General features: G+C 72.5%; 18 protein-coding genes. 8 read left to right on the top strand and 10 right to left on the bottom strand.

Features of this window, described 5'->3' with window-relative positions; translation table 11 throughout:
- Positions 1-80 precede the first annotated feature (80 nt).
- The 3 genes from BJ981_RS04695 to BJ981_RS04675 form a co-directional block, all read right to left on the bottom strand.
- The gene (locus tag BJ981_RS04695; RefSeq protein WP_184608482.1) at positions 81-767 is read right to left on the bottom strand and encodes a class I SAM-dependent methyltransferase; all 687 of its coding nucleotides are present in this window, start codon (positions 765-767) and stop codon (positions 81-83) included.
- A gap of 1432 nt (positions 768-2199) precedes the next feature.
- The gene (locus BJ981_RS39000) at positions 2200-5409 is read right to left on the bottom strand and encodes an AAA family ATPase (protein WP_311745337.1); all 3210 of its coding nucleotides are present in this window, start codon (positions 5407-5409) and stop codon (positions 2200-2202) included.
- A gap of 94 nt (positions 5410-5503) precedes the next feature.
- On the bottom strand, positions 5504-5827 hold the full coding sequence (locus BJ981_RS04675) for a DUF1330 domain-containing protein (protein WP_184608481.1): 324 nt from the start codon (positions 5825-5827) through the stop codon (positions 5504-5506).
- Positions 5828-6089: 262 nt separating this feature from the next.
- On the opposite strand from BJ981_RS04675, the gene BJ981_RS04670 reads away from it, so the two are divergent.
- The 3 genes from BJ981_RS04670 to BJ981_RS04660 all read left to right on the top strand — a co-directional run bounded on the left by BJ981_RS04670 (position 6090) and on the right by BJ981_RS04660 (position 8874).
- Complete coding sequence (locus BJ981_RS04670) at positions 6090-7415, top strand: glycoside hydrolase family 18 protein (protein ID WP_184608480.1); 1326 nt, start codon at positions 6090-6092, stop codon at positions 7413-7415.
- 105 nt (positions 7416-7520) lie between these two features.
- Positions 7521-7994, top strand: a complete 474-nt coding sequence (locus tag BJ981_RS04665) for an HIT family protein (protein WP_184608479.1) — start codon at positions 7521-7523, stop codon at positions 7992-7994.
- Between the two features lie 22 nt (positions 7995-8016).
- On the top strand, positions 8017-8874 hold the full coding sequence (locus BJ981_RS04660; RefSeq protein ID WP_204070461.1) for an NAD(P)-dependent oxidoreductase: 858 nt from the start codon (positions 8017-8019) through the stop codon (positions 8872-8874).
- On the opposite strand, the gene BJ981_RS04655 is transcribed toward BJ981_RS04660, so the two are convergent.
- Complete coding sequence (locus tag BJ981_RS04655; RefSeq protein ID WP_372436952.1) at positions 8875-9885, bottom strand: zinc-dependent alcohol dehydrogenase family protein; 1011 nt, start codon at positions 9883-9885, stop codon at positions 8875-8877. It lies immediately after the preceding gene.
- An 88-nt stretch (positions 9886-9973) separates the two neighbouring features.
- Between BJ981_RS04655 and BJ981_RS04650 the strand changes: the two genes are divergently transcribed.
- Positions 9974-10447: a hemerythrin domain-containing protein gene (locus tag BJ981_RS04650; protein WP_184608477.1), complete on the top strand. Its 474-nt coding sequence runs from the start codon at positions 9974-9976 to the stop codon at positions 10445-10447.
- Between the two features lie 58 nt (positions 10448-10505).
- Here BJ981_RS04650 and aspS read toward each other — a convergent pair whose 3' ends face one another.
- Positions 10506-11795 (bottom strand): aspartate--tRNA(Asn) ligase, encoded by a 1290-nt coding sequence (gene aspS / locus BJ981_RS04645; RefSeq protein ID WP_184608476.1) that lies wholly within the window; start codon positions 11793-11795, stop codon positions 10506-10508.
- Positions 11796-12259: 464 nt separating this feature from the next.
- Here aspS and BJ981_RS04640 point away from each other — a divergent pair, with 464 nt between their 5' ends.
- Positions 12260-12607 (top strand): hypothetical protein, encoded by a 348-nt coding sequence (locus BJ981_RS04640; protein ID WP_184608475.1) that lies wholly within the window; start codon positions 12260-12262, stop codon positions 12605-12607.
- 14 nt (positions 12608-12621) lie between these two features.
- Here BJ981_RS04640 and BJ981_RS04635 read toward each other — a convergent pair whose 3' ends face one another.
- Positions 12622-14571: a Xaa-Pro dipeptidyl-peptidase gene (locus BJ981_RS04635; protein ID WP_204070462.1), complete on the bottom strand. Its 1950-nt coding sequence runs from the start codon at positions 14569-14571 to the stop codon at positions 12622-12624.
- A 128-nt stretch (positions 14572-14699) separates the two neighbouring features.
- Positions 14700-14945 carry a hypothetical protein gene (locus BJ981_RS04630; RefSeq protein ID WP_184608473.1) on the bottom strand — a complete coding sequence of 82 codons (246 nt, stop codon included), beginning with the start codon at positions 14943-14945 and terminating at the stop codon, positions 14700-14702.
- Positions 14946-15112: 167 nt separating this feature from the next.
- On the opposite strand from BJ981_RS04630, the gene recQ reads away from it, so the two are divergent.
- On the top strand, positions 15113-17086 hold the full coding sequence (recQ, locus tag BJ981_RS04625; protein ID WP_184608472.1) for a DNA helicase RecQ: 1974 nt from the start codon (positions 15113-15115) through the stop codon (positions 17084-17086).
- A gap of 233 nt (positions 17087-17319) precedes the next feature.
- Positions 17320-18315 carry a sulfite exporter TauE/SafE family protein gene (locus BJ981_RS04620; protein WP_239139466.1) on the top strand — a complete coding sequence of 332 codons (996 nt, stop codon included), beginning with the start codon at positions 17320-17322 and terminating at the stop codon, positions 18313-18315.
- A 28-nt stretch (positions 18316-18343) separates the two neighbouring features.
- Here BJ981_RS04620 and rnhB read toward each other — a convergent pair whose 3' ends face one another.
- From rnhB to BJ981_RS04605, 3 genes are all read right to left on the bottom strand, one after another.
- Positions 18344-19132 (bottom strand): ribonuclease HII, encoded by a 789-nt coding sequence (gene rnhB, locus BJ981_RS04615; protein ID WP_184608471.1) that lies wholly within the window; start codon positions 19130-19132, stop codon positions 18344-18346.
- 140 nt (positions 19133-19272) lie between these two features.
- The gene (locus BJ981_RS04610) at positions 19273-20322 is read right to left on the bottom strand and encodes an alpha/beta fold hydrolase (protein WP_204070463.1); all 1050 of its coding nucleotides are present in this window, start codon (positions 20320-20322) and stop codon (positions 19273-19275) included.
- A 365-nt stretch (positions 20323-20687) separates the two neighbouring features.
- The gene (locus BJ981_RS04605) at positions 20688-21800 is read right to left on the bottom strand and encodes a methyltransferase domain-containing protein (protein WP_239139467.1); all 1113 of its coding nucleotides are present in this window, start codon (positions 21798-21800) and stop codon (positions 20688-20690) included.
- A 228-nt stretch (positions 21801-22028) separates the two neighbouring features.
- On the opposite strand from BJ981_RS04605, the gene BJ981_RS04600 reads away from it, so the two are divergent.
- Positions 22029-22430 (top strand): DnaJ family domain-containing protein, encoded by a 402-nt coding sequence (locus BJ981_RS04600; protein WP_184608470.1) that lies wholly within the window; start codon positions 22029-22031, stop codon positions 22428-22430.
- The last annotated feature ends 52 nt before the right edge of the window (positions 22431-22482 follow it).

Here is a 22482-nt window from a genome sequence, read left to right as displayed (position 1 = left end):
CCGCGGTCCGGGGTGACCGCGGACTCGGCATCCGGGTGGCGGCCTGTGGCGAGTCCGCGGTCAGAGGTGACGGCACGGGGTCAGGGATGGGGGACGGCGTGTATCCACCCGCGGTCGGCGGTCAGGAAGCCGGACAGGGTCAGCCCGGCCTCGGCGAGGTGGGACTCCAGTTCCTCGTCCGTGAGGCGGCGCTGCGTGAACGTCTGTGTCCACACCAGATCGCCCGTCTGGTACCGCAGTGTGGCCCTGAACAGCTCCGGACCCGGCCGGTCCAAGGCGGTCATCATGACCGCGCCGTCCTCCCAGGCGCGGCCCTTGCCGACCCGCCACCGGGCGTACTGCTCGGGCGGCTCCCACCGGACCAGCACCGCGCCGTCCTCCCGGACGTGACGGCGGCACGTGGCCAGGAACTCGCGGCGCAGCACGTCGTCGGGCACGTTGATGAGATAGGACGGCAGCAGGACGGCGTCGAAGAGCCGGTCGAGCCGGAGGCCCTGGATACGGGCCGTGATCGTCTCGGCGCCCTCGATGTGCGCCAGCATCTCGGCCGACTCGTCCACCGCGACGACCTTGTAGCCGGCCTCCAGCAAGGCATGCGCCAGACGGCCGGTGCCCGCGCCGAGGTCCAGGATCACCCCTCCGGCGGGCACGACGGCCGCCACCACATCGGGCTCGCCCCTGGCCCGCATCCGCCGGTAGAACTCCACGGGCGACCCATCGGGCGTGATGGCCCCCGGCCCCGTTCCGCTGTTCACCTGAGCGCTCATGCGAGGAGATTAACCGAGCCCCCACACCGCGAAATAGACGCTTTCACCAGATGGTCAGGCGATGTTTTCCCGGCTGCTCGGTATTCCGGACTCGGGCTCCGCAACCAGCAATAACGGGATGTCCATTAATATAAAGGCATTCCACCTTCCATTTCGGGTCGCTGGGCATCACCCCGAAGCCGTTACACCTGGTCAAGCCACCCCCAACCCCTCGGTCGCCACCCCAGGACGACAACACGTAACGTCCCCTCGCTCCCCGCCTCGAAGCCCGGCTCCCTAACCACGAAACAACACGGAAAAAACCTTCATCCAAGCCATGCCGCCGCACGAGGTCGCCCATGACCATCACCCATGAAAAAGCCAACCCGCAAACCCGCCTTATATACAGATCGGTTCACCCGGTCACGCCCGACCAACCCGCCCCCGACCATGAATCCGCGGCCGCCCCAACGACTCGCCGAACAACCACAAACGCTCGACCCACCTCTGTGACGAGGCGGCCCCCAAACAATTCGCCGACGAGGCGGTCGTCCCGGCTTAGGTATGCCGATCCCACCCGCGCCGCGCCACCATGACCGAGCACCGCGCTCCCACCCATGAACGCGCGCGTCCACGCGTGGCTCGACGGGTTGGCCGTGTGGTGTGGAACGGTTGGATGACGAGGTGGTTGTGGGGCTTAGGTGTGTTGACCCCACCCCTGCCGGACCGTTGTGGCCGAGCACCGTGATCCCCCCACGACGCGCGCATCTCCAGAGCGGCTCGACTGGTCAGTGGTGTGGTGTCGAGCGGTTGGATGGCGAGGTGGTTGTCCCGGCTTGGGTGTGTTAATCCCGCCCGTGCTGGTCCGTTGTGGTTGAGCGCCGCGCTCCCACCCGTGAACGCGCGCGTTGCCGCGTGGCTCGACGGGTTGGGCGTGTGGTGTTGAGCGGTTGGATGGCGAGGTGGTTGTCCCGGCTTAGGTGTGTTGACCCCACCCGTGCCGCACCGTTGTGGTTGAGCGCCGCGCTCCCGCCCATGAACGCGCGCGTCCACGCGTGGCTCAACGGGTTGGCCGTGTGGTGTTGAGCGGTTGGATGGCGAGGTGGTTGTCCCGGCTTAGGTGTGTTGACCCCGCCCGTGCTGGTCCGTTGTGGCCGAGCGCCGCGCTCCCGCCCATGAACGCGCGCGTTGCCGCGTGGCTCAACGGGTTGGCCGTGTGGTGTGGAACGGTGGGATGGCGAGGTGGTTGTGGTGGCTTAGGTGTGTTGACCCCACCCGTGCCGCACCGTTGTGGCCGAGCACCGCGCTCCCACCCATGAACGCGCGCGTCGCCGCGTGGCTCGACGGGCTGGCCGTGTGGTGTCGAGCGGCTCGACACACCAAGGCGCCGACAGCACAGTCCACCGACCAGCTGTCCACCGACCAGCAGCCCACCAACCGCGCACGCCTCGGGTCAGGATGGGTGGTCGTCGAACAGGTGGAGGCGGTGGGCTGTGGCGGCGGCTTCGCCGCGGGAGGTCGCGCCTAGTTTGGCGAGGATGTTGCTGACGTGGACGCTGACGGTTTTGGCGGAGATGAACAGGGCGGCTGCGATCTCGCGGTTGCTGCGGCCGGTGGCGACCAGGCGGAGCACCTCGCGTTCGCGGGCCGTGAGGCCGAGGCCGGTCTCGGCGGGTGGGCTGGAGGAGTGGGCCGAGGCGGGCTCGCCGGCGAGGGGAAGGCGGGCCCGGCGGGCGAGGGAGTCGATCTCGGCCGAGAGCGGGGCCGCGCGGAGCTCTTCGGCCAGGCGGGCCGCCCGGGACAGCCGCTCGGCGGCCCGGTCGCGGTCTCCGGCGGTGACGGCGGCCTGAGCGGCGCCGAACAGCGCCCGGGCCTCGGCGTAAGGCTGGCGCAGCGCCGCCCACGCGGCCACGACCTTGTCCCACAACGCCGACACGGCGGCCGGGGGAACCCGGCCTTCCAGCCAGGTGGCCGACAGAAGCTCATCCGGGGAGGGAAGGCCATCGGCAGCGGGCGAGCCGTCGCCGGTGCAGGTGGCGGCGGAGGACAGGCCGTTAGAAGCGCGGGAGAAGGCGGGGGCATTAGAAGCGCGGGCGGAGGCGGGGTCGTCAGAGCCTCGGGCGGAGGTGAGGTCGTTGGAGGCTCGGGCGGAGGCGGAGGCGGAGGCGGAGGCGGAGGCGTTGAGGGGGTGGAGGTGGGGGGTGGCGGAGGAGGGGGTGTTGGGGGTGTGGAGGGGGCGGGCGAAGGAGGGTGGGGTGGTGGAGGCTTGGAGGTAGCGGGCGGCGAAGGTCAGGCGTTGGGCCTCCTGGAGGTCGCCCTCTACCGGGAGTTTCGCGGCGATCACCCGGAGTTCGGGGAGGAGCGGGCCGGCCGCTTCGGTGGCCGTGATGAGGACCGGCCAGACGTAGCGGGGAGCGGCCTCCGACTCGTACTCGCGCACGGCCCGCTGCACCAGGGCGTGCGCGTCGTCGGCGCGGCCCTGGGCGAGGCGTATCTCGATCTCGCGGCGCAGGTGCGGCAGCACTGACTGGTCGCGGTAGTACCCGCGGTTCAGGACGTGCGTCGAGGAGTGGAAGAGCGACTCGGCGCGGTCGATCTGACCGCGGGCGAGGGCGATGTCGGTGGCGTAGCCCTGCAGGCTGGCGCGGTAGGGGGCGGGCGGCACGACGTCCAGCGCGCGGTCGATGACCTCCAGCGCCTCGTCCCAGCGGCCGAGCGACATCAGCGGCTCGGACAGGTTGATCGCCAGGAACGCGCCGGAGGTGCGGGCGAGGCCGAACGCCTCGGCGTCCGCGATGCCCCGGCGGGCGACCTGCGCCGCCTTCTCGTGCCATCCGGCGCCTTCGTAGGCGTCGGACTCGGAGATCGCGACGCGCATGAGCGCGCTGTAGCGGTTGCCGCGGGTGGCGATCTCGCGGGCCTGGCCGAACGCGCCGGCCTGGTCCTGCATGGCGGAGTAGCGGCACCGCGCCCAGGTGAGCGAGGTGAGGGCGTGCGCCTCGGTCTCCGGGTCGCCGACCTCGCGGGCCATCGCCATGGCCTCCTCGGCGAGGGCCTCCTTCTCGGCCCAGGCGTTGGGGTCGTGGATGACACGGGCGAGGTTCTCCAGGACCTGGGCGCGCAGCCGGGACGGCGGAGAGGCGGGCACGAGCCGGACGGCGGTGCGCAGATCGTCCAGGTAGCCCTCGCGGCCGAGGTCGTAGCGGACCAGGCCGCGCTGGCGCAGCAGGCGGGCCGCGCGCACGGGATCGGTCTCGGTGTCGATCTCGGAGAGCGCGGCCTTGGCGAGGGAGATGCCGCGCTCGAACTCGCCGGCCAGGTGGGCGACGGTGATGGTCTGGCGCAGGACGTCGACGTGGTCGGCGCCGATCTTCTCGGCGGCGTCGGGCACCCGGTCCCACAGTTCGAGCACGCGGGTCAGCATGCGCAGCTGCTCGTCGTAGGCGGTGGACTTGCGGGCCACGGCGGCGGCGCGCCAGGCGCTGAGGAGCGCGGAGGGGGAGTCGAGCGCGGCGTACCAGTGGTGGGCCAGCTCGATGGCGCCGCGCGGGTCGGGCAGGATGCCGGGGTCGCGCTCCAGGGTCTCGGCGAAGCGGGTGTGCAGGCGCACGCGCTCGCCGGGCAGCAGATCGTCGTGGACGGCCTCGCGGATCAGGGCGTGCCGGAAGGCGTACCCCTCGCCGTCGACGACGAGCACGTTTCCGGAGACGGCCGGGCGCAGGGCCTGGGACAGCGCGGCGTCGTCGAGGCCGGCCACGGCGGACAGCAGGGCGTGCTCGATCCTGTCGCCGCCGGCGCTGGCGACGCGCAGCAGCTCCTGGGTGTCCTCGGGGAGGCGCTCGACGCCGACGAGCAGAAGGTCGCGCAGGGAGTCGGGCATGGCGGCCGCCTCGCCGCCGTCCAGCAGCGCCTCGACGAACAGGGGGTTGCCCTCGCTGCGGGCGTAGATGAGGTCGACGTCGAGCATGGTGGGCTCTCTGTCGAGGATGCTCGCGGCCTGCAGGATGACCTCGCGCCTGCTGAGGCGGCGGACGTCCAGCCGCATGACCCAGTCGATGCGGCTCAGCTCGGCCAGCAGCGGGCGCAGCGGATGGGTGCGGTGCAGCTCGTCGGAGCGGTAGGTGACGAGGATGACCAGGCGGGTGGTGGGGCGCTGGTAGCGGACGAGGAACGACAGAAGGTCGCGCGTGGAACGGTCGGCCCAGTGGGCGTCCTCGATGATCAGGATGGTGGGCCCGATCTCGGCGAGGCGCTCCATGAGGCCGAGGACCTGCTCGAACAGCCGGGCCCGCGCCTCACCGCCGTCGTCGTCGGGCTCGCCGAACTCGGGCAGCAGGCGGGCGAGCGCGCGCGTTCTGCCGCCGGGCACCAGGGCCGCGACGCCGTCGTGGCCGAGGTCGCGGACTAGCCGGCGCAGCACGGCGGTGAACGGCGCGAACGGCAGGCCGTCGGTGCCGAGTTCGAGGCAGCCGCCGACCAGCACGCGGGCGTCGCCGGCACGCTGGGAGAACTCGCGGATCAGCCGGGTCTTGCCCACCCCGGCCTCGCCGCCGACGAACACCGTGGTCGCCGCGCCCTCCCGCGCACGCGTGAGCGCGCGTCCGAGCGTTTCGAGCTCGCGCTCGCGCCCGACGAACAGGGGGCTGACCATGTGCACCGTCACGCCTTCCAGCATGCCATTCGGCGACGACAAAACCGCGGGCCGTACGTCCGAGATCGTCGCGGCCGCGCGCCGGCGCTCGCGGTCGTCCGTGATCTCATCTGGCCAGGACGTCGGTGGCCTTGTGGTCCTCCGAGACGCCGTCGACCAGCATGGCGTCGCCGACGGAGTTGCCGGTGCGCAGGCCGAGGATGCGCTGGTAGGCCTCGGAGGCGTACCAGCCGCGCGCGTGCTCCATGTCGGGGAACCCGATGACGATGAGGGTGCCGGGCCAGGCGCCTTCCTGGATCTCCTTGCGGCCGCCGTGGATCAGGAAGCGCCCGCCGAACGGCTCCAGCGTCGCGTCGATCTTCTCCAGATACTCGGTGATCTCCGGCCCGATCTTGACATCGCGCAGCGTGGCGACGGCGTAGGCGGACATGGACCCTCCTGGTGGCTTCGTACCGGACTGACGCGTACGAGAATCGCAGCCGCCGTCACGGGAAGCGATTACGCCGTAGGTAACGCGTCCACTTACCCCCGAGAGGCCGTCCGGCGGGGCGAGCGCTGCCGCCCGAGTGCAGGACCGGGGACGCGGACCTGTGATCGGGCATTGACGCCGCGCACGGAGGGCTCTACGATCCGGTGAAACTTATAGGAAACTTTCCTATGAATAACCCCCCGAGCAGCGAGTGGAGACGGCCGTGCGACGACCTTTCCAACACCTCCTCACCGCGGCGCTCGCCGCCGGGCTCGCCGCGGTCGCCGTGCCGGGCCAGGCCCTCGCATCGCCGACGGTGACCACGCCCTCCAAGGCCCAGACGACCGCCGACCACGGCAACGACCGTGGGCGCGAGGACCGGTTCAAGCGGGTCGCGTACTTCATCCAGTGGGGCGTCTACGGCCGCAACTACCACGTCAAGGACGTCGAGACCAGCGGCGCCGCCGCCAAGCTGACCCACATCAACTACGCCTTCGGCAACGTCGACGCCTCGCTCAAGTGCGTGTCGTCCGACTCCTGGGCCGACTGGCAGCGCCCGGTGCCCGCCGAGCAGAGCGTGGACGGCGTCGCCGACGCGGAAGGCCAGGCGCTCAACGGCAACCTCAACCAGCTCAAGAAGCTCAAGGCCCTCCACCCGGGCCTGAAGGCGCTGATCTCGCTCGGCGGCTGGACCGGCTCCAAGTACTTCTCCGACGCCGTCCTCACGCCCGAGTCCCGCCGCACCCTCGCCGCCTCCTGCGTCGACCTGTGGCTGAAGGGCAACCTGCCGGGCACCCCGGCCGGGAGCGGCCTCGGCGTCTTCGACGGCATCGACCTGGACTGGGAGTGGCCCGGCTCCGAGGGCAACACCGGCAACATCGTCAGGCCCGAGGACAAGAAGAACTTCACGCTGTTCGTCGCCGAGCTGCGCCGCCAGCTCGACGCCTTCAGCAGGAAGAGCATCCTGACGGCCTTCCTGCCCGCCGCCGCCGCGAAGATCGACGCCGGCTTCGAGGTGCCCGCCGTGTTCCGCAACCTGGACTTCGCCACCATCCAGGGCTACGACCTGCACGGCACCTGGGACCCGATGACCGGACACAACGGCAACCTCTTCCCGGACCGCAAGGACCCGCGGCCGATCAAGTTCAGCGTCGACACGACCGTCCGTGACTTCCTCAAGCGCGGCGCCCCCGCCGGCAAGCTCGTGATCGGCGTCCCGGCGTACGGGCAGGGCTGGACCGGCGTCAAGTCCACCGGCAACGGCCTCTGGGCGCAGTCCGCCGGCCCCGCCCCCGCCACCTGGGCCGCGGGCACCGAGGACTACAAGGTCCTGGCGGCCAAGCCCGGCAAGCGGTACCACGACCTGCTCACCGGCGCCATGTGGTCCTACGACGGCAACGAGTTCTGGTCCTACGACGACCCCGCGTCGCTGACGCAGAAGGCGGCCTACATCAGGCTCAAGGGCCTCGGCGGCTCGATGATGTGGTCGATCGACGGCGACGACGCCAAGGCGTCCCTCACCACGGCGCTGTACAAGATCCTGCGCTGACGGACCCCTGGACCGGGCCCGGCCTTCCTCGGGGGGAGGCCGGGCCCTCGCCTTTCCTGCTCCACCCCGCGAGGTGATCGGATGGGCCGGGGGCATCATTGAAAGATGGAGATGCCTGCCGGTACCTGTACGTTCTGCGACATCTGCGCGGGCAGGGTGGAGGCCAGCCTGGCGTTCCAGGACGACACCACCGTCGTGATCATGGACGGCAACCCGGTGAACCCCGGGCACGCCGTCGTCATCCCGCGCGTCCACGCCCCCGGCCTCGAGGACCTGGCCGAGGAGGCCGGCGCCCACATGTGGCTGATCGCCCACCGCGTGGCCCGCGGGCTGCGGCGCAGCGGGCTGCGCTGCGAGGGCGTGACCATGTACCTCGGCGACGGGGAGGCCGCGCTCCAGGACGTCCCCCACACGCACATCCACGTGTTCCCGCGCTTCCCCGAGGACAACTTCGTGATCGACGCCGACTGCGAGCCCCGGGACCGCCGGTTGCTCGACCAGGAGGCGTGGGTGCTCAGGGAGGCCCTGCGCGGGCTCGCGCTCGCGTCGCTCCCGCGCCACGCCCCGTCCGGCCGGTGAGAGGGGGCGTGCCGTGATGCGGGTGGCCGTGCTGGGAATGGGACACATGGGCCGGGCGATCGCCCTGCGGCTGCTGGGGCAGGGGCACCAGGTCACCGTCTGGAACCGCACCCCCGGCAAGGCCGCGGACGTGGCGCGGGCGGGCGCCGCCGAGGCGTCCTCGCCGCTCGGGGCCGCGCGGGGCGCGGACGCCGCGCTGATGTCGCTGTCCGACGACGCCGCCGTCCTCAACGTCATGCGCGCGCTGATCGAGCTGGAGGAGGACCGGGACCCGCCGGTGATCGTGGACACCAGCACCGTGGCCCCGGACACCTCGCGGAGCCTGCGCGACGTCGCCCCCGGCCGCCGCTTCCTGGCCGCCCCCGTGCTCGGCGCTCCCGGAGCGGTCGGGGACGGCACCGCGTCCGGCCTGCTCGGAGGCGAGCGGCGGCTCGCCGAGACGCTGGAACCTGTCTGGGCGTCGCTGTTCGCCAGGCACTGGTACTGCGGCGCGGACCCCGGGAACGCCACGACCGTCAAGCTGCTCAGCAACTACCAGATGATGGCGGGGATCGCCGTCGTGGCCGAGGCGCTGGCCGCGGCCGAGGCGGCGGGGCTGGACCCGCGGCTGCTGCGCGAGGTGTTCTTCCCCCTGCCCACCATCGCCCCCGCGCTGCGCGACCGGCTCGGCCGCATGCTCGACGGCGACCACGACGGGTGGTTCACGACCCGGCTCGGCGCCAAGGACGTCCGCCTGCTCGCCGAGACGGCCGAGTCCCTGGGCGTCGTCCTGCCCATCGCCCGGCTGGTCGAGCGCCGCTACGAGGAGGCCGCGGCCCAGGGGCACCGCGACGACGACATCACGGCCGTCGTCGAGCTCGTCCGCCCCCGCGAGCCCTGATCAGACGCGCAGGACCGCCGCGCCGTTCACCTGGTCCGCCGCCAGGTCGGCCAGGGCCTCGCCGGCCCGGTCGAGAGGGTAGGGGACGGTGGTGACGCTGAGCGGGCGCCGCGCCGCCAGCTCCAGGAACGCGCGGCCGTCCTCGCGGGTGTTGGCGGTGACGCTGCGCACCGCGCGCTCGTAGAACAGATGCTCCTCGTAGTTCAGGGGCGGGACGTCGGTGAGGTGGATGCCCGCGATCGCCAGCGTGCCGCCCCGGTCCAGGGCGCGCAGCGCCACGGGGACCAGGTCGCCGACGGGAGCGAACAGGATCGCCGAGTCCAGCGGCTCGGGAGGAGCGTCGTAGGCGCCCCCGGCCGAGGCCGCGCCGAGCTCCAGCGCCAGCTCACGGGCGCGGGCCGAGCGGGTGAGGACGTGCACCGTCGCGCCCTGGGCGATCGCCACCTGGGCGGTGAGGTGCGCCGAGGCCCCGAAGCCGTAGACGCCCAGCCTGCCGCCCGGCGGGAGGTCCGCGCGGGTCAGGGCGCGGTAGCCGATGATCCCGGCGCACAGCAGCGGCGCGAGCCGCTCGGCGGGCACGCCCTCGGGCAGCGGGTAGACGTAGCCTTCCGGCGCGGTGGTGTACTCGGCGTAGCCGCCGTCGGCGTCCCAGCCGGTGTACCGGGAGCCGGGGCACAGGTTCTCCAGGCCGCGCAGGCAGTAGCGGCACGCGCCGCAGGTGTGGCGCAGCCAGGCCACCCCCACCCGCGCGCCCGCGGCCAGGCGGCCCGCCCCGGGGCCGTGCCCGGCCACCCGCCCGACCACCTCGTGGCCGGGGACGGTGCCCGGACGCCGCGGCGGCAGGTCGCCCTCGGCCAGGTGCAGGTCCGTCCGGCACACGGCGCACGCCTCCACCCTGACCAGGACCTCTCCCGGCCCCGGCTCCGGCACGGGCAGGCGTGCGTGCCGGAGCGGCCGGCTCTCCATGGGCCCGGGCCGCTCCACCACCCAGGCGCTCATCGTCTCCGCCACGCACCCATGCTCACACGGGCGCGCCGGTTTAAATCCCTCCCACGCGGAACTCTGCTGGTATCGGAACGTGACGAGAGGGGAGCCGCCGATGGACGCCATCGTGCTGCTGAAGGACGACCACAAGACCGTCGAGGGCCTGTTCAAGAAGTTCGAGAACGCGGGGGAGCGCGCCTACAAGGAGAAGCAGCGGATCGTCGAGCAGATCGTCCACGAGCTCACCACGCACGCCTACATCGAGGAAGAGATCTTCTACCCCGCCGCGCGCGCCGCCGTCCCCGAGACCGAGGACCACGTCCTGGAGAGCGTCGAGGAGCACCACGTGGTGGTCTGGATGCTGTCGGAGCTCCAGAAGCTGGAGCCCGAGGACGAGCGGTACGACGCCAAGGTCACCGTCCTGATCGAGAACGTCCGCCACCACGTGGAGGAAGAGGAACAGGAGTGGTTCCCGAAGGTGCGGGAGGCCCTGGGACGCAACCAGTTGCGGGAGCTCGGCGAGCGGATGGAGAAGGCCAAGGCCAAGGCCCCCGCCGACCCGCTCGCCGTGTCCAGCGCCCACCAGTAGGCGGCGCCCGGGGGATCACGCCGCACTCGCGCGGCGACGTGATCCCCCTGCGGGGCCGTCAGGGGGTCAGGCGGTGCAGGTCACGCGGGAACAGGGTCGTCTGGCGCACGTTGGCCGCGCCGGTCAGGCGGGCCGTCCAGCGTTCCAGCCCGAGGGCGAACCCGCCGTGCGGCGGCATGCCGTGGGCGAAGGCGGCCAGGTACCCCGCGTAGGGGGCCGGGTCCTCGCCCCGCGCGGCGAGCGCGGCGACGTAGTCTTCGTGCCGGTGCAGGCGCCGGCCGCCCGTGACCAGCTCCATCCCCCGGAACAGCAGGTCGAAGCTCTGCGAGAACTCCGGCGCGCTCGGGTCGGGATGGGTGTAGAACGGCCGCTTGACCATGGGATATCCCGTGACGAAGAGGAACTCCGAGCCGTGCTCGCGCCGCGCCCACTCGCCGAGCCAGCGCTCGTGGGCGGGCGCCAGGTCCGGCTCCCCGCGCGGGTCCTCGCCGGTGTGCCGGGCGAGAAGCTCCTGGGCGTCGGCGAAGTGGATCGACGGGATCTCCTCGGGGACCGGCGGCAGGGTCAGTCCCAGCAGGTCCAGGGCGGCCCCGGCGCGCTCGGCCGCCGCGGCGTGCATGCCCGCGACCGCCACGGTCAGCACCGCCATGACGTCCCGGTGGTCGGTCACGAACCCCAGCTCGGCGTCCAGGCTGGTGTACTGCGCCAGGTGGCGGGCGGTGTCGTGCGGCTCGGCGCGGAACACCGGCCCGACCTCGTACACCCGCTCGAACACCCCCACCAGCGCCTGCTTGAAGAACTGCGGCGACTGGGCGAGGAAGGCGGGCGCGCCGAAGTAGTCGATGCCGAAGACGTTGGCCCCCGACTCGGTCGCCGAGGCGACGATCTTCGGCGTGGAGGTCTCCACGAAGCCGAGCCCGTCCAGCGCGGCGCGGAACCCGGCCACCCCGGCGGCGGCGATCTCGAACGGGGCGCGCAGCCGCGGGTGCCGCAGCGCGACCGGCGCGTGGTCCAGGACGGTCGGCAGCGTGCCGCCGACCACCGGCCGGTACAGGTCGAACGGCGGCGGCGCGACGGGCGCCGACAGCACCTCGATCTCCGGGCCGGTCACCTCGGCGCCGCCGGGGGCCTGGGCGTTCGCGGCGACCGTGCCGGTGACGGCGATCACGGTCTCCTCCGCGAGCGCCGGCACGGGCTCCCTCAGCACGATCTGGGCGAGGCCGGAGCGGTCGCGCAGGACCAGGAACGAGACGGACTTCAGGTCGCGCCGGCGGTGCAGCCACCCGGCGAGACGGACACGGCCGCCGACGTGCTGGGGCAGGTCGGCGGCGAGGACGCGTGAGATCATCACAATCCCTTTCGGGTCATGAGCGATCCCTTGGGAGCGCGGGGGAGAAGGGGACTCCCGGTGCCACCGCGCTTTCGCCGCCGCCTGGGCGGCGGCCTCGAAGGCCCGGTGACGGGGGCCGGCCGGCGGGGCATTGGGCGGGCCCGTGGCCGCGCCGTTCCTCCCCGCGCTCGGGAGGGTCTTCACCCCGGGACGCGAGGCCGCCTTTCCAGCTGCCGGCGGCTCTCTGGCTCGCGCGTACCCCGGAGCTACTCGTCTCCGTCATCGCGTTGCACCGGATCTTACCTGGTTACGGCCACGCGGGCCTTCCGGTTTCCGCGCCGGCGGCGCCGTAGGGGCACCCGGGAATCCGGGTGAGGGGTGGGGTGTGGGGTGCTTCGCGAGAGACGCGGTGTTTGTCTGGAATCAGGTGACGTGCGTTCCCCGGGACGCCGTCTCGGCGCCGCGGGTCGGAGGGGCGTGGCATGGAGACGATCGACGTGCGGGCGGACCGCGAGGAGAGACCCGAGGCCCCCGTCGAGGGGGCCGGGCTCCTGCGGCTGCGCGACCAACTGAGGCTGCTCGGCCTGAGCGCCGACCTGTGCCCCGCCGGGACCGCGCTGCTGCTCCAGCGCCCGGACGTCGGCCTGCCGCTGTGGGTCTTCGTCGGATACGGCGGCGCCTACTACTCCTGGCAGTCGGCCGAGAAGCGGCACCCCGTCCGCGACGCCCCCGGGGCCGCGCGGGCGCTCGCCGAGTACATCGGCGGGAGGGTCTTCCGCGGGCCCGCCTGCCCGCGGGGGACGGGAACCGCGTCCCCCGCGGGCGGGTAGCGGGCGGGCAGGGATCAGAAGAAGTCGCGCGACTGCTTCGGCAGGACCACGTCCTTCGGCCCGCGCCACTGCTCGGGCGCCGGCGCGAACTCCAGCGTGGCCGGCGGCGCGGCGTCCTGGACCGCCTCGACCGAGGCGAGCGGCAGCCACACCTTGCTCGCCGCCAGGTCGACGGTCACCGTGGCCGCCGCCGGCTGGTCGGGGACCGTCTGCGTCAGGTCGCTCGCGGCGAGGATCACCGCGAGCCGGTGCCCCGGCTGCACGACGTAGTCGGCGGGCAGCGTGCTCCACGAGAACCGGTAGTCCTTGCCGGGGGTCAGCGTCTCCGTGGTCGTCAGCGAACGCCGGTTGCCGGCGTCCAGCCATCCCCTGGCCACGATCTCCAGGGGCCTGGTGGCCATCGCGGTCTCGGTGCGGCGGTAGCAGCCGTCGTCGTCGGCGGTGCTGTCGCCGTGACAGCTCTCCTCGGCGAGCGTCCTGATGCCGCCCGCGGGGGCGTAGTGGTCCACGCGCAGGTCATCGCCGTAGTCGACCACCAGGGCGGTGAGGTTGGCGTCCGTCCGGTCCAGCTTGGCGCGGATGTCGACGACCGGAGTGCCGGAGAACCGGACGGCCCGCTTCAGCGGCGGGGTGAGGAACACCAGCCGGTTCGGAGAGGCGGCGGTGGGGTCGGAGACCATGCGGTCCTCGGTCTGGGACGGGTCGTCGGTGAAGCTCAGCGTCGAACCCTGGGGAGCGGGACGCAGGCCGAGGCCGCCGCCCTGACCCTCCTCGCCGGGGCGCAGCCACAGCGGCACGTCCAGCGACCTCGACGGCCAGTCGGGCAGCTTCACCCACTGGCCGGAGGCGAGCTGCAGGTCCGCCTTCGGGCCGCGCGCCGCGTCGTTGTCGATCTTGTACAGCCAGCGGTCGAACCAGCCGTGCAGGGCGTCGATCCACTCCTCGCGCTTGTAGTCGAACGGGTCCACGTGCCCGTACTGCGACAACCACAGCTTGCGGGGCACCCCGCGCCTGGCCAGGGCCTGCCAGTAGGTGCCGAACTGGTCGGGCTTGACGTTCAGGTCGCCGATCCCGTGCACGGCGAACACGCTGGCGCGCACCTTGCCCACGTCGGCGAGGCTGCCGGACAGGTAGTTCCGCTCGTCCCAGAACGCGTTGTAGTTGCCGGTCGCGTCGTCCTGGCCGTCGTGCAGCACCTGCCGCGTCGCCGCGCACTTCGCGGGCGGGTCGGTGTCCACGAGGTCGGCGAGCCAGGGCATGTAGTCGTCGCTGTACCGCACGCCGTTCATGCGCCGGTAGCGGTACCAGCTCGTGATCGCGGAGATGGGGACGATCGTCTCCAGGCCCTTGACCCCTGTGGCGGCGACCGCGTTCGCGAGCGTGCCGTCGTAGGACTTGCCGATCATTCCGGCCCTGCCCGTGGCCCAGCGCGCCGTCACCGGGGCCCCGTCGGCGCCGTAGGCCCTGGCCCGGCCGTTCAGCCAGTCGATCACGGCCGTGCCCGCGGCGATGTCGGCGGCGGCGCCCACGTCCGGGCAGCCGTCGGACCTGTTGGTGCCCACCATGTCGACCAGCAGGACGGCGTACCCGCGGGGCACGAAGTAGTTGTCGTAGAACAGCGGGAACTTCACCGGGCGGCCCGCGTCGTCGTACCGTTTGCGCTCGGACTCGTTGCCGCGCCCGACGCTGTCGTAGTACGGGCTGTCGTCGATGATGGCCGGCACCTTGAGGCCCCGGTCGGTCTCGCGGGGCCTGATGATGTCGACGTTCGCGCGGTCCTTCCTGCCGTCGCCGTCGCTGTCGACGGCGGTCTCGACGCTGACGTGCTCGCGGATGGCGTCGGCGTAGGAGAAGACGGGTCGCGTCCTGCCGTTCACGACGTCGATCGCGGGGGCGGCCTGGGCGGACGCCACGCCGCCCGTGGTGGCCGTCAGCGCGAGAGTGACGCCGACGGCCCAGAGCAATCTTGTTGATCGCCGCAAGGGGTGCCTCCGGGGGGATCAGCACGGATCATGTACGGCAACAGTTATCCCACCGGACAAAATGTGTAAATACCGGCACACTCCTACATGTATGGCCGGAATCGGACGCTCTACCGGCCCCGGAGTCGTATCGCGGCCTCGACGCGCAATCCCACCCCGACCACCGCGAGGATGAGCACGCCGCCCAGCAGGGGCAGGGGAATCTCCCGCGTGGACAGCAGAGAGATCAGGACGATGGCCAGGCCGGTTACCAGGGTGAGCGTGCCCAAGGAGCGTACGGTCCGGGCGTCGCGGATCGCCTCGGGGTCGGAAAGGTCGCCCACGCCGTCCGAAGGCGCTGTTTCCGGATCGCTCATGGCCCGAAGCATGGCATATCGAGATATTTCAGGAAAGCCAATCTTCCATGCTGAATATGAGTCATGGCGACTTCGTGGGACGGCCGTCTTGTGGACGACGGAATCGTTGTCCACAGACAGGGCCGTTGACGCCGGGACGGGCCCGGACGGGCTCGTAAACTGGCGCGGTGACTTCCCCTGACCCTGGCATCCGGCCCGGCGACGCGCTCGGCGTGCTGAACCGCGTCTTCGGCTATCCCTCCTTCCGCGAGGGCCAGCAAGAGATCATCGAGCACGTCGTCGCGGGCGGCGACGCGCTGGTGCTGATGCCGACCGGCGGCGGGAAGTCGCTCTGCTACCAGATCCCCGCGCTGGTCCGCGAGGGCGTCGGCGTCGTCGTCTCGCCGCTGATCGCCCTCATGCAGGACCAGGTCGACGCCCTCATGGCCCTCGGGGTGCGCGCCGGGTTCCTCAACTCCACCCAGCATCCCGAGGATCGCCGTCTCGTCGAGCAGGCGTTCCTCGCCGGCGAGCTGGACCTTCTCTACCTCGCTCCCGAGCGCCTGCGCCTGGAGTCCACGCTGTCGCTGCTGGCCCGCGGCGAGGTCTCGATCTTCGCCATCGACGAGGCCCACTGCGTCGCCCAGTGGGGCCACGATTTCCGTCCCGACTACCTCGCCCTGTCGGTGCTCGAGGAACGCTGGCCCAAGGTGCCCCGCGTCGCGCTCACCGCGACCGCCACCGAGGCCACCCGGCAGGAGATCGCGGCCCGGCTCGGCCTGCGCGAGGCCCGCCACTTCGTCGCGAGCTTCGACCGCCCCAACATCCAGTACCGCATCGTCCCCAAGAACGAGCCCAGGCGTCAGCTCCTCAAGCTCCTGCGCCAGGAGCATCCCGGCGACGCGGGCATCGTCTACTGCCTGTCCCGGGCCTCCGTCGAGAAGATCGCCGAGTTCCTCGTCCAGAACGGCATCCCGGCCCTGCCCTACCACGCGGGGCTCGACTCCCGCACCCGCGCCGAGAACCAGGCCCGCTTCCTGCGCGAGGACGGCCTCGTCATGGTCGCGACCATCGCCTTCGGCATGGGCATCGACAAGCCGGACGTCCGGTTCGTCGCCCACCTCGACCTGCCCAAGTCCGTCGAGGGCTACTACCAGGAGACGGGCAGGGCCGGGCGCGACGGCCTGCCCTCCACCGCCTGGCTCGCCTACGGCCTCAGCGACGTCGTCCAGCAGCGCAAGCTCATCGACACCTCCGAGGGGGACGACGCCCACCGCCGCCGCCTCGGCGTCCACCTCGACGCCATGTTCGCGCTGTGCGAGACCATCGAGTGCCGCAGGGCCCGCCTGCTCGACTACTTCGGACAGCAGGCCACCACCTGCGGCAACTGCGACACCTGCCTGAACCCTCCGAAGTCCTGGGACGGCACGATCGCGGCGCAGAAGCTCCTGTCCACGGTGTTCCGGCTCCAGCGCGAGCGAGGCCAGAAGTTCGGGGCGGGCCAGATCATCGACATCCTGCTCGGCCGGCGCACCCCCAAGGTCGCCCAGTTCGGGCACGATTCCCTGACGGTGTTCGGCGTCGGCACCGAGCTGAGCGAGGCCGAGTGGCGCGGCGTGGCGCGCCAGCTCATCGCCCAGGGCCTCCTCGGCGTCGAGGGCGACTACGGCACTTTCGTCCTGACCGAGGCCAGCGGTGACGTGCTCGGCCGCCGTCGCGAGGTCCTGCTGCGCCGCGAGCCCGAGAAGCCCGCCCGGCCGATGTCCGCTTCTGGCGCGCGCCGCCCGGGCGAGCCCGACGCCCGCGGAACGGGGGAGCCCGACGCGCTGGGGCTGGGTGATCCCGACAAGCCCGCCCGCGCGGCGAAGGCCCGCCGGGCGGCCTCGCCCGCCGCCGAGCTCGACGAGGCGGCCACCGCCGTCTTCGAGCGCCTGCGCGCCTGGCGCGCCGCGACCGCCAAGGAACAGGGCGTCCCCGCGTACGTCATCTTCCACGACGCCACCCTGCGCGAGATCGCGGCCACCATGCCGTCCTCCCTGGCCGCCCTCAGCGAGATCAGCGGCGTCGGCGAGAACAAACTCGCCAAATACGGCGACCAGGTCCTCGCCACCCTGACCACCTCCCACCCCACCCAACCCACCCTCGACAGCGACGCCTCATAGCCCCCACCGCCCGAGCCCCCACGCCCCCGACGAACCCGCGCGCCGGACGGCGCCCGCGCGGCCAAGCACAGCCGCGCGCGCCCGCCGCACAGGCCCGGCGCGCCCATGGGGTCGGCGGGGGAGGGGGCTGGCGGGGGGTGGTTGGGGGCGGGTAGTTCTTCGTGAGCTGGGGTGGGGTGGTTGGGGCGGGGGTAATGTCCTGGTATTCCTATGGTTTGGGTAGGTTGAGGGGCGTGGAATTTGACTTCACCATGGCGATCGGGTCATTTCTGGTCGCCATCGTCGTGGGGCTGACCGGTATGGGTGGGGGCGCGTTGATGACGCCCATGCTGGTGACGTTCTTCGGCGTGCCGCCGCTCACGGCCGTGTCCAGCGATCTCGTGGCCGCGGCCGTGATGAAACCGGTCGGCAGCCTCGTCCACCTGCGCCGCGGGACCGTCAACCTCAAGCTGGTCGGGTGGCTGTGCGCGGGCTCGGTCCCGGCGGCGTTCTGCGGCGTGTTGCTGGCGAAGGCGCTCGGCGACGGCGAGGACGTCCAGAACGTGATCCAGAAGGCGCTCGGCGTCGCGCTGCTCATCGCGGCGGCGGGGCTGGGCATCCGGGGCTACCTCGCCCTGAGGGATCGCGCGCAGGGACGGGCCACCCCCGGCGCCTCCCGCACCGCGCTCCCCGGCGAGCCGGCCGCGACGGACATCCCCGAGGTGACCATCCGCCCCCTTCCCACCGTCCTGGTGGGAATCGTCGGCGGCCTGGTGGTCGGAATGACCTCGGTGGGGTCGGGTTCGCTGATCATCGTGGCCCTGCTGGCGTTGTATCCGGTGCTCAAGGCCAACCAGCTCGTCGGCACCGACCTGGTGCAGGCCGTGCCGCTGGTGATGTCCGCGGCGCTGGGCCACCTGTTCTTCGGGGACTTCCAGCTCTCGGTGACGGCGGCCCTGCTCGTCGGCTCGATCCCCGGCGTCTACATCGGCTCGCGCATCTCCTCCCGCGCCCCCGGCACGCTGATCCGCCGCGCGCTCGCGTTCGTCCTGCTGGCCTCGGCGCTGAAGATGTTCGGCGTCAGCACGGTCGCCACCGCCTGGCTGCTCGTCGGCGTGCTGGTCGCCACGCCGCTGCTGTGGATGTTCCTGCGCACCCGCCACGGCCTCCCCGCGTTCCCCTGGAGCGCCGCCGCCACGGACGCCGCTGCGGAGGACGCGCGAAGCTCCGTGCGCCCGGGCGACCAGTGACCGACCTGCGGCGTCGAGGCGTCGGGGCTCAGAGGAGGGTCATCTGGCCGGACGGGGCCAGGGGGTCGCGGTGCTTGCGCAGGTGGCGCCAGGCGGGGAGGTCGTCCAGGTAGGACCAGCTCAGCCGGTGGTGCGGCGTCGGGCCCGACTCGGCGAGCGCCCGCTGGTGCGCGGGCGAGGGGTAGCCGGCGTTCTCGGCGAACCCGTACGCCGGGTGCCCCGCGCCGAGGGCCTCCATGAGCCGGTCGCGGCGCACCTTGGCCAGCACCGAGGCGGCGGCCACCGTGACCGACCGCTGGTCGGCCTTGACCTCGCACCTCACCCGCCACGCCCCGCGCAGGAAGTCGTGCGCGCCGTCCAGGATGACGATGTCCGGCCGCCGCGGCAGGGACGCGAGCGCGCGTTCGGCGGCGCGGCGCAGCGCCTCCGTCATGCCGACCTCGTCGATCTCTTCGGCGCCGGCCTCGCCGAAGGCGTGGCAGGAGAGCCAGCAGGGCAACGCCTCGGCGAACGCCTCCCGGTGGGCGCGGGTGAGCAGCTTGGAGTCGGTGAGCCGCACCGGACGCCCGCCCCGGCCGGGCAGCTCGGGCGGCGCGGACAGGTCGGTGACCGCCGCGCAGACGACCACGGGCCCCGCCCACGCGCCGCGGCCGACCTCGTCCACGCCGGCGATCACGGCCGACCCCGCGGCGCGCAGCTCCCGTTCGATCTCGTACCCGGCCTCGCGGCGCGGCGCGGCCCTCGTGGGTCCCTCGGTGCTCTCCAGACCGGGGATGGTCTCGGGGGAGGGGTCCTCTGGGGTGCGCGGGGTCGGCATCGGATCATCATCGCAGGTCCGGTGACCTCGCGTCGGCCGGCCACGGGAACCTCGCGGCGACACGGCGGGCGGGGGAAAAGGGCGAGGCCCGGAGCCGTCGCGGCTCCGGGCCTCGTGGTGGGTGTGCGGTGTTACGGATCTCAGGGGGCGCAGCCGGCCAGGGACGCCGGCGGCGGGGTGGTGGTGGGCGGGCCGAAGAAGAGCTCGGCGCAGTCGGTCAGGTAGCCGCTGTTCTCTTCGGCGATGTAGTGGCCGGAGTCGGGGACGACGACCGGCCGGACGTCGTCGGCCACCAGCCGGAAGGAGTCGGCGACGCCGGGCCCGAAGGACGCCGCACCGCCGAGGGCCAGCACCGGCTGGGTGAGCCGGCGCGAGGCGTTGGCGGTGTTGTTGGTGCCGTCCGCGGCGAACGCGCGGTAGTACTCGTAGCCCGCGCTGCGCTTGGCCGGGTCCGCGTACGCCCGGTAGTAGGTGTCCTTGTCGACCAGCTCGGGATGCTGGCTGAAGCCGAACATGAAGCCGAGGTAGGCCGGCACGTCGTCGTTGTCGAGGATGGTCTCGGGGACCGGGGCCGGCGCCATGTTGAACTTGAAGTGGAAGCTGATGCCGTACAGGTTCTCCAGGCCGAACCCGGCGAGCGGCGTCTCCAGGACCGCGAGCTTGGTGACCTCGTTCGGGAAGTCGCGCGCGTAGGGGTAGGCGATGAGGGCGCCGAGGTCGTGGCCGATCAGGCCGACCTGGCGGAAGCCGAGCTTGTTGACGGCCTGGCGGATGCGCTTGGCGGTGGTGGCCTTGTCGTAGCCGCCGTTCTGCGCGGTGGAGTCGCCGAGTCCCGGCAGGTCGAACGCGATGACGGTGTGCGTGCGCGCGAGCTGCGGCATCACGTTGCGCCAGATCCACCAGGTCTGTGGCCAGCCGTGCAGGAGCACGATCGCCGGGCCGGATCCGCCGCGCACGTAGTGCAGGGTGGAGCCGCCGTCCACGGCGACCCTGCCATGGGTGAAGATCGGGGAGAAGCGCGCCTGTCCTGTGGACGGCTCGGGCTGGGCGGTGCTGGCGCCCGCGCCCGCGGTCATGGCGAAGAGGCCGATCAGCACGGCGGCCATGGCGCTGAGGACGCGCCCGGCCCTCAGGCCGCGCCTTCTCGGAGCTCGCCCGGCGTCGCGCGGGATGATGTTCTCCTGCGGCATAGCAACTTCCTTTCCGTGGACCCGGGGAACCACTGGCCGGTCCGGCTTCGAGCGTCGAGGGTCCACTTGGTTGGCGCACCGAACCCCGGCCGCGGGCCGCCTGCGCGAACGACGGCGGAGCCGGACGGCCACCTGAGGTGACCGTGTGGTCCGAAATGAAGCCTGCACTCCGCACGACGGCGGCGTCTTCTTCGAGCGTGCTATTCACATCGACATCGTTGGTCACAACAGAGTCAGTGTGATCAGTTGATAGGGCGCGGGCTGCGGATTCGCCGCGCCGAGAGTGGACGGCGTGTAGCGGTCATGCCGAAATATCCGTACAAGTCCCGCGCGGCCAGCCCCGCCCGCACCCGGATGACCGGCCATCAGCGTGAACATGTGAACACGCCGATCACGGGATGCGCGCCCGACAGGCTCACCTCGATCGCCTCCCGCAGCCCGAACCCGGCCGCGGCCGGCGCCGCGGTGCGGGCCTTCGCCTCGGGGTCGTGCAGCAGCGCCACCACCACCCCGCCCGGGACGACGACCCTGGCCAGTTCGTCCCACAGCGCGCGGTCGCCGCGCGACAGCAGGCCCGCCCCGCGGACCTGCCGCCCCCACGGCGGGTTGACCAGCACCCGGTCGACGTGCCCGGACGGCAGCGGCAGGCGTCCGGCGTCCGCGACCGCCCACCCGACGCGCGTGCCGCCCGCCGCGTTGCGCGCCGCCGCCCGCACGGCGCCGGGATCGTGGTCGACCCCGAGCAGGCGGGGCAGTGACGCGACCGCGCGCGCCTCGGCGAGCAGCGTCCCGGCCCCGCAGCAGGGGTCGAGGACGGTACGGGCGCCGTCCAGCCCGGCGAGGCGGGCCATGGCGGCGGCGACGGGCGGGTGCAGCGTACCGGGCACCGACGCCTGCTTGTACGGCCTGCGGTGCAGCGGGCGCGGGGCGATCCGCACCGCGAGCGTCGCCTGGTCGTCCTCGACGGCGACCCGCCACGACAGCGTGCCGGGCGGAGGCGCGCCGCCGCCGCGCCGGGAGTGGTAGCGGGCGCCGAGCGCGCGGGCCACCTCGGCGCCGACGGCGTCCTCGACGTCGTGGCGCGTGTAGGCGCGGCGGCCGAGGAAGGACGCCGACACGTCCACGCCGGTGGCCCGCCCGCCGCCGCACCGCGCGCGGAGCGCCAGCGCCTCCTTCAGGTCGGCGTCCCGGACGGCGGCCGTCAGCCGGGCGAGGGACGCCTTGGACGCGCCGACGCCGCACGCCACCGCGGCGAGCACGAAGACGTCGTCCGCGGTCCGCAACCGCAGGACGTGTGGCCCGGGCTCGCGGAGCCGGAACCACACCTCGCGGTGACGGAGGCGTGTGACGACGCCGGCGCGGCCGATCTCGGCCGCCAGCAGGGGCTCGATGCCGCGCGTCGCGCGCGCGAGCAGGGACGGCCCGGGGGAAATGTTCGCACGCGTGATCGCGTGGTTGCGCACCTGTTCTTCTCCCACGTCGCGACCCGGGGCGGCGCGTCGCCGTCCCGCATCACCGGCGGTGGGTCACGCCGCGGCCCGCCGGCGGGTCGTCAGCGCAGGAAGAAGAAGAACACGGCGCGACCGTACCGGCCGCCGCGCGGCGCGCGCCACAGGTTTACGTGGCCGAGGGGCGGGTGATCAGGGCGGCGTGGGTAGCATGAGACCGCGCGGACGTGCCGGATGCGAGAGGTGGGGGCATCTTTCATGACAGAGCGCAAACCACCCGGGGTCGGCTTCGAGTCGTGGATAGACCGGCAGATCACCGAGGCGATGGAGCGGGGCGAGTTCGACGATCTGCCCGGCGCGGGCAAGCCGATTCCCGACATCGACAAGCCCTACGACGAGCTGTGGTGGGTCAAGCAGAAGCTGCGCCGTGAGGGCGCGTCCATGCTGCCGCCGACGCTCGTGCTGCGCAAGGAGGCTGAGGACGCGCTCGCCGCCGCCGCGCGGGCAGACTCCGAGGCCGAGGCGCGCCGGATCGTCGAGGCCGTCAACGAGAAGATCCGCAAGGCCATCAGGACGGGCCTGCCGGGGCCGCCGCTCAACCTCATGCCGTTCGACGTGGACCGCGTCGCCCGGGAATGGCGGGAGCGGCACGCCGAGTAGTGGACCTGGCCCGCCCACCTCGTCCGCGTAGCCGGCTCGCCTAGCTCACATG

The organism is Sphaerisporangium krabiense, from assembly GCF_014200435.1.
Lineage (GTDB): Bacteria > Actinomycetota > Actinomycetes > Streptosporangiales > Streptosporangiaceae > Sphaerisporangium > Sphaerisporangium krabiense.
Note: the sequence above shows the minus strand (reverse complement) of the source record. Positions and strands in the feature narration are given on the sequence as shown.

What these genes read in the sequence shown, in the direction of transcription:
- BJ981_RS04695 (WP_184608482.1), bottom strand. Translation starts at nt 767, where the DNA reads ATGAGCGCTCAGGTGAACAGCGGAACGGGGCCGGGGGCCATCACGCCC.
- BJ981_RS04675 (WP_184608481.1), bottom strand. Translation starts at nt 5,827, where the DNA reads ATGTCCGCCTACGCCGTCGCCACGCTGCGCGATGTCAAGATCGGGCCG.
- BJ981_RS04665 (WP_184608479.1), top strand. Translation starts at nt 7,521, where the DNA reads ATGGAGATGCCTGCCGGTACCTGTACGTTCTGCGACATCTGCGCGGGC.
- BJ981_RS04650 (WP_184608477.1), top strand. Translation starts at nt 9,974, where the DNA reads ATGGACGCCATCGTGCTGCTGAAGGACGACCACAAGACCGTCGAGGGC.
- aspS (WP_184608476.1), bottom strand. Translation starts at nt 11,795, where the DNA reads ATGATCTCACGCGTCCTCGCCGCCGACCTGCCCCAGCACGTCGGCGGC.
- BJ981_RS04640 (WP_184608475.1), top strand. Translation starts at nt 12,260, where the DNA reads ATGGAGACGATCGACGTGCGGGCGGACCGCGAGGAGAGACCCGAGGCC.
- BJ981_RS04630 (WP_184608473.1), bottom strand. Translation starts at nt 14,945, where the DNA reads ATGAGCGATCCGGAAACAGCGCCTTCGGACGGCGTGGGCGACCTTTCC.
- rnhB (WP_184608471.1), bottom strand. Translation starts at nt 19,132, where the DNA reads ATGCCGACCCCGCGCACCCCAGAGGACCCCTCCCCCGAGACCATCCCC.
- BJ981_RS04610 (WP_204070463.1), bottom strand. Translation starts at nt 20,322, where the DNA reads ATGCCGCAGGAGAACATCATCCCGCGCGACGCCGGGCGAGCTCCGAGA.
- BJ981_RS04600 (WP_184608470.1), top strand. Translation starts at nt 22,029, where the DNA reads ATGACAGAGCGCAAACCACCCGGGGTCGGCTTCGAGTCGTGGATAGAC.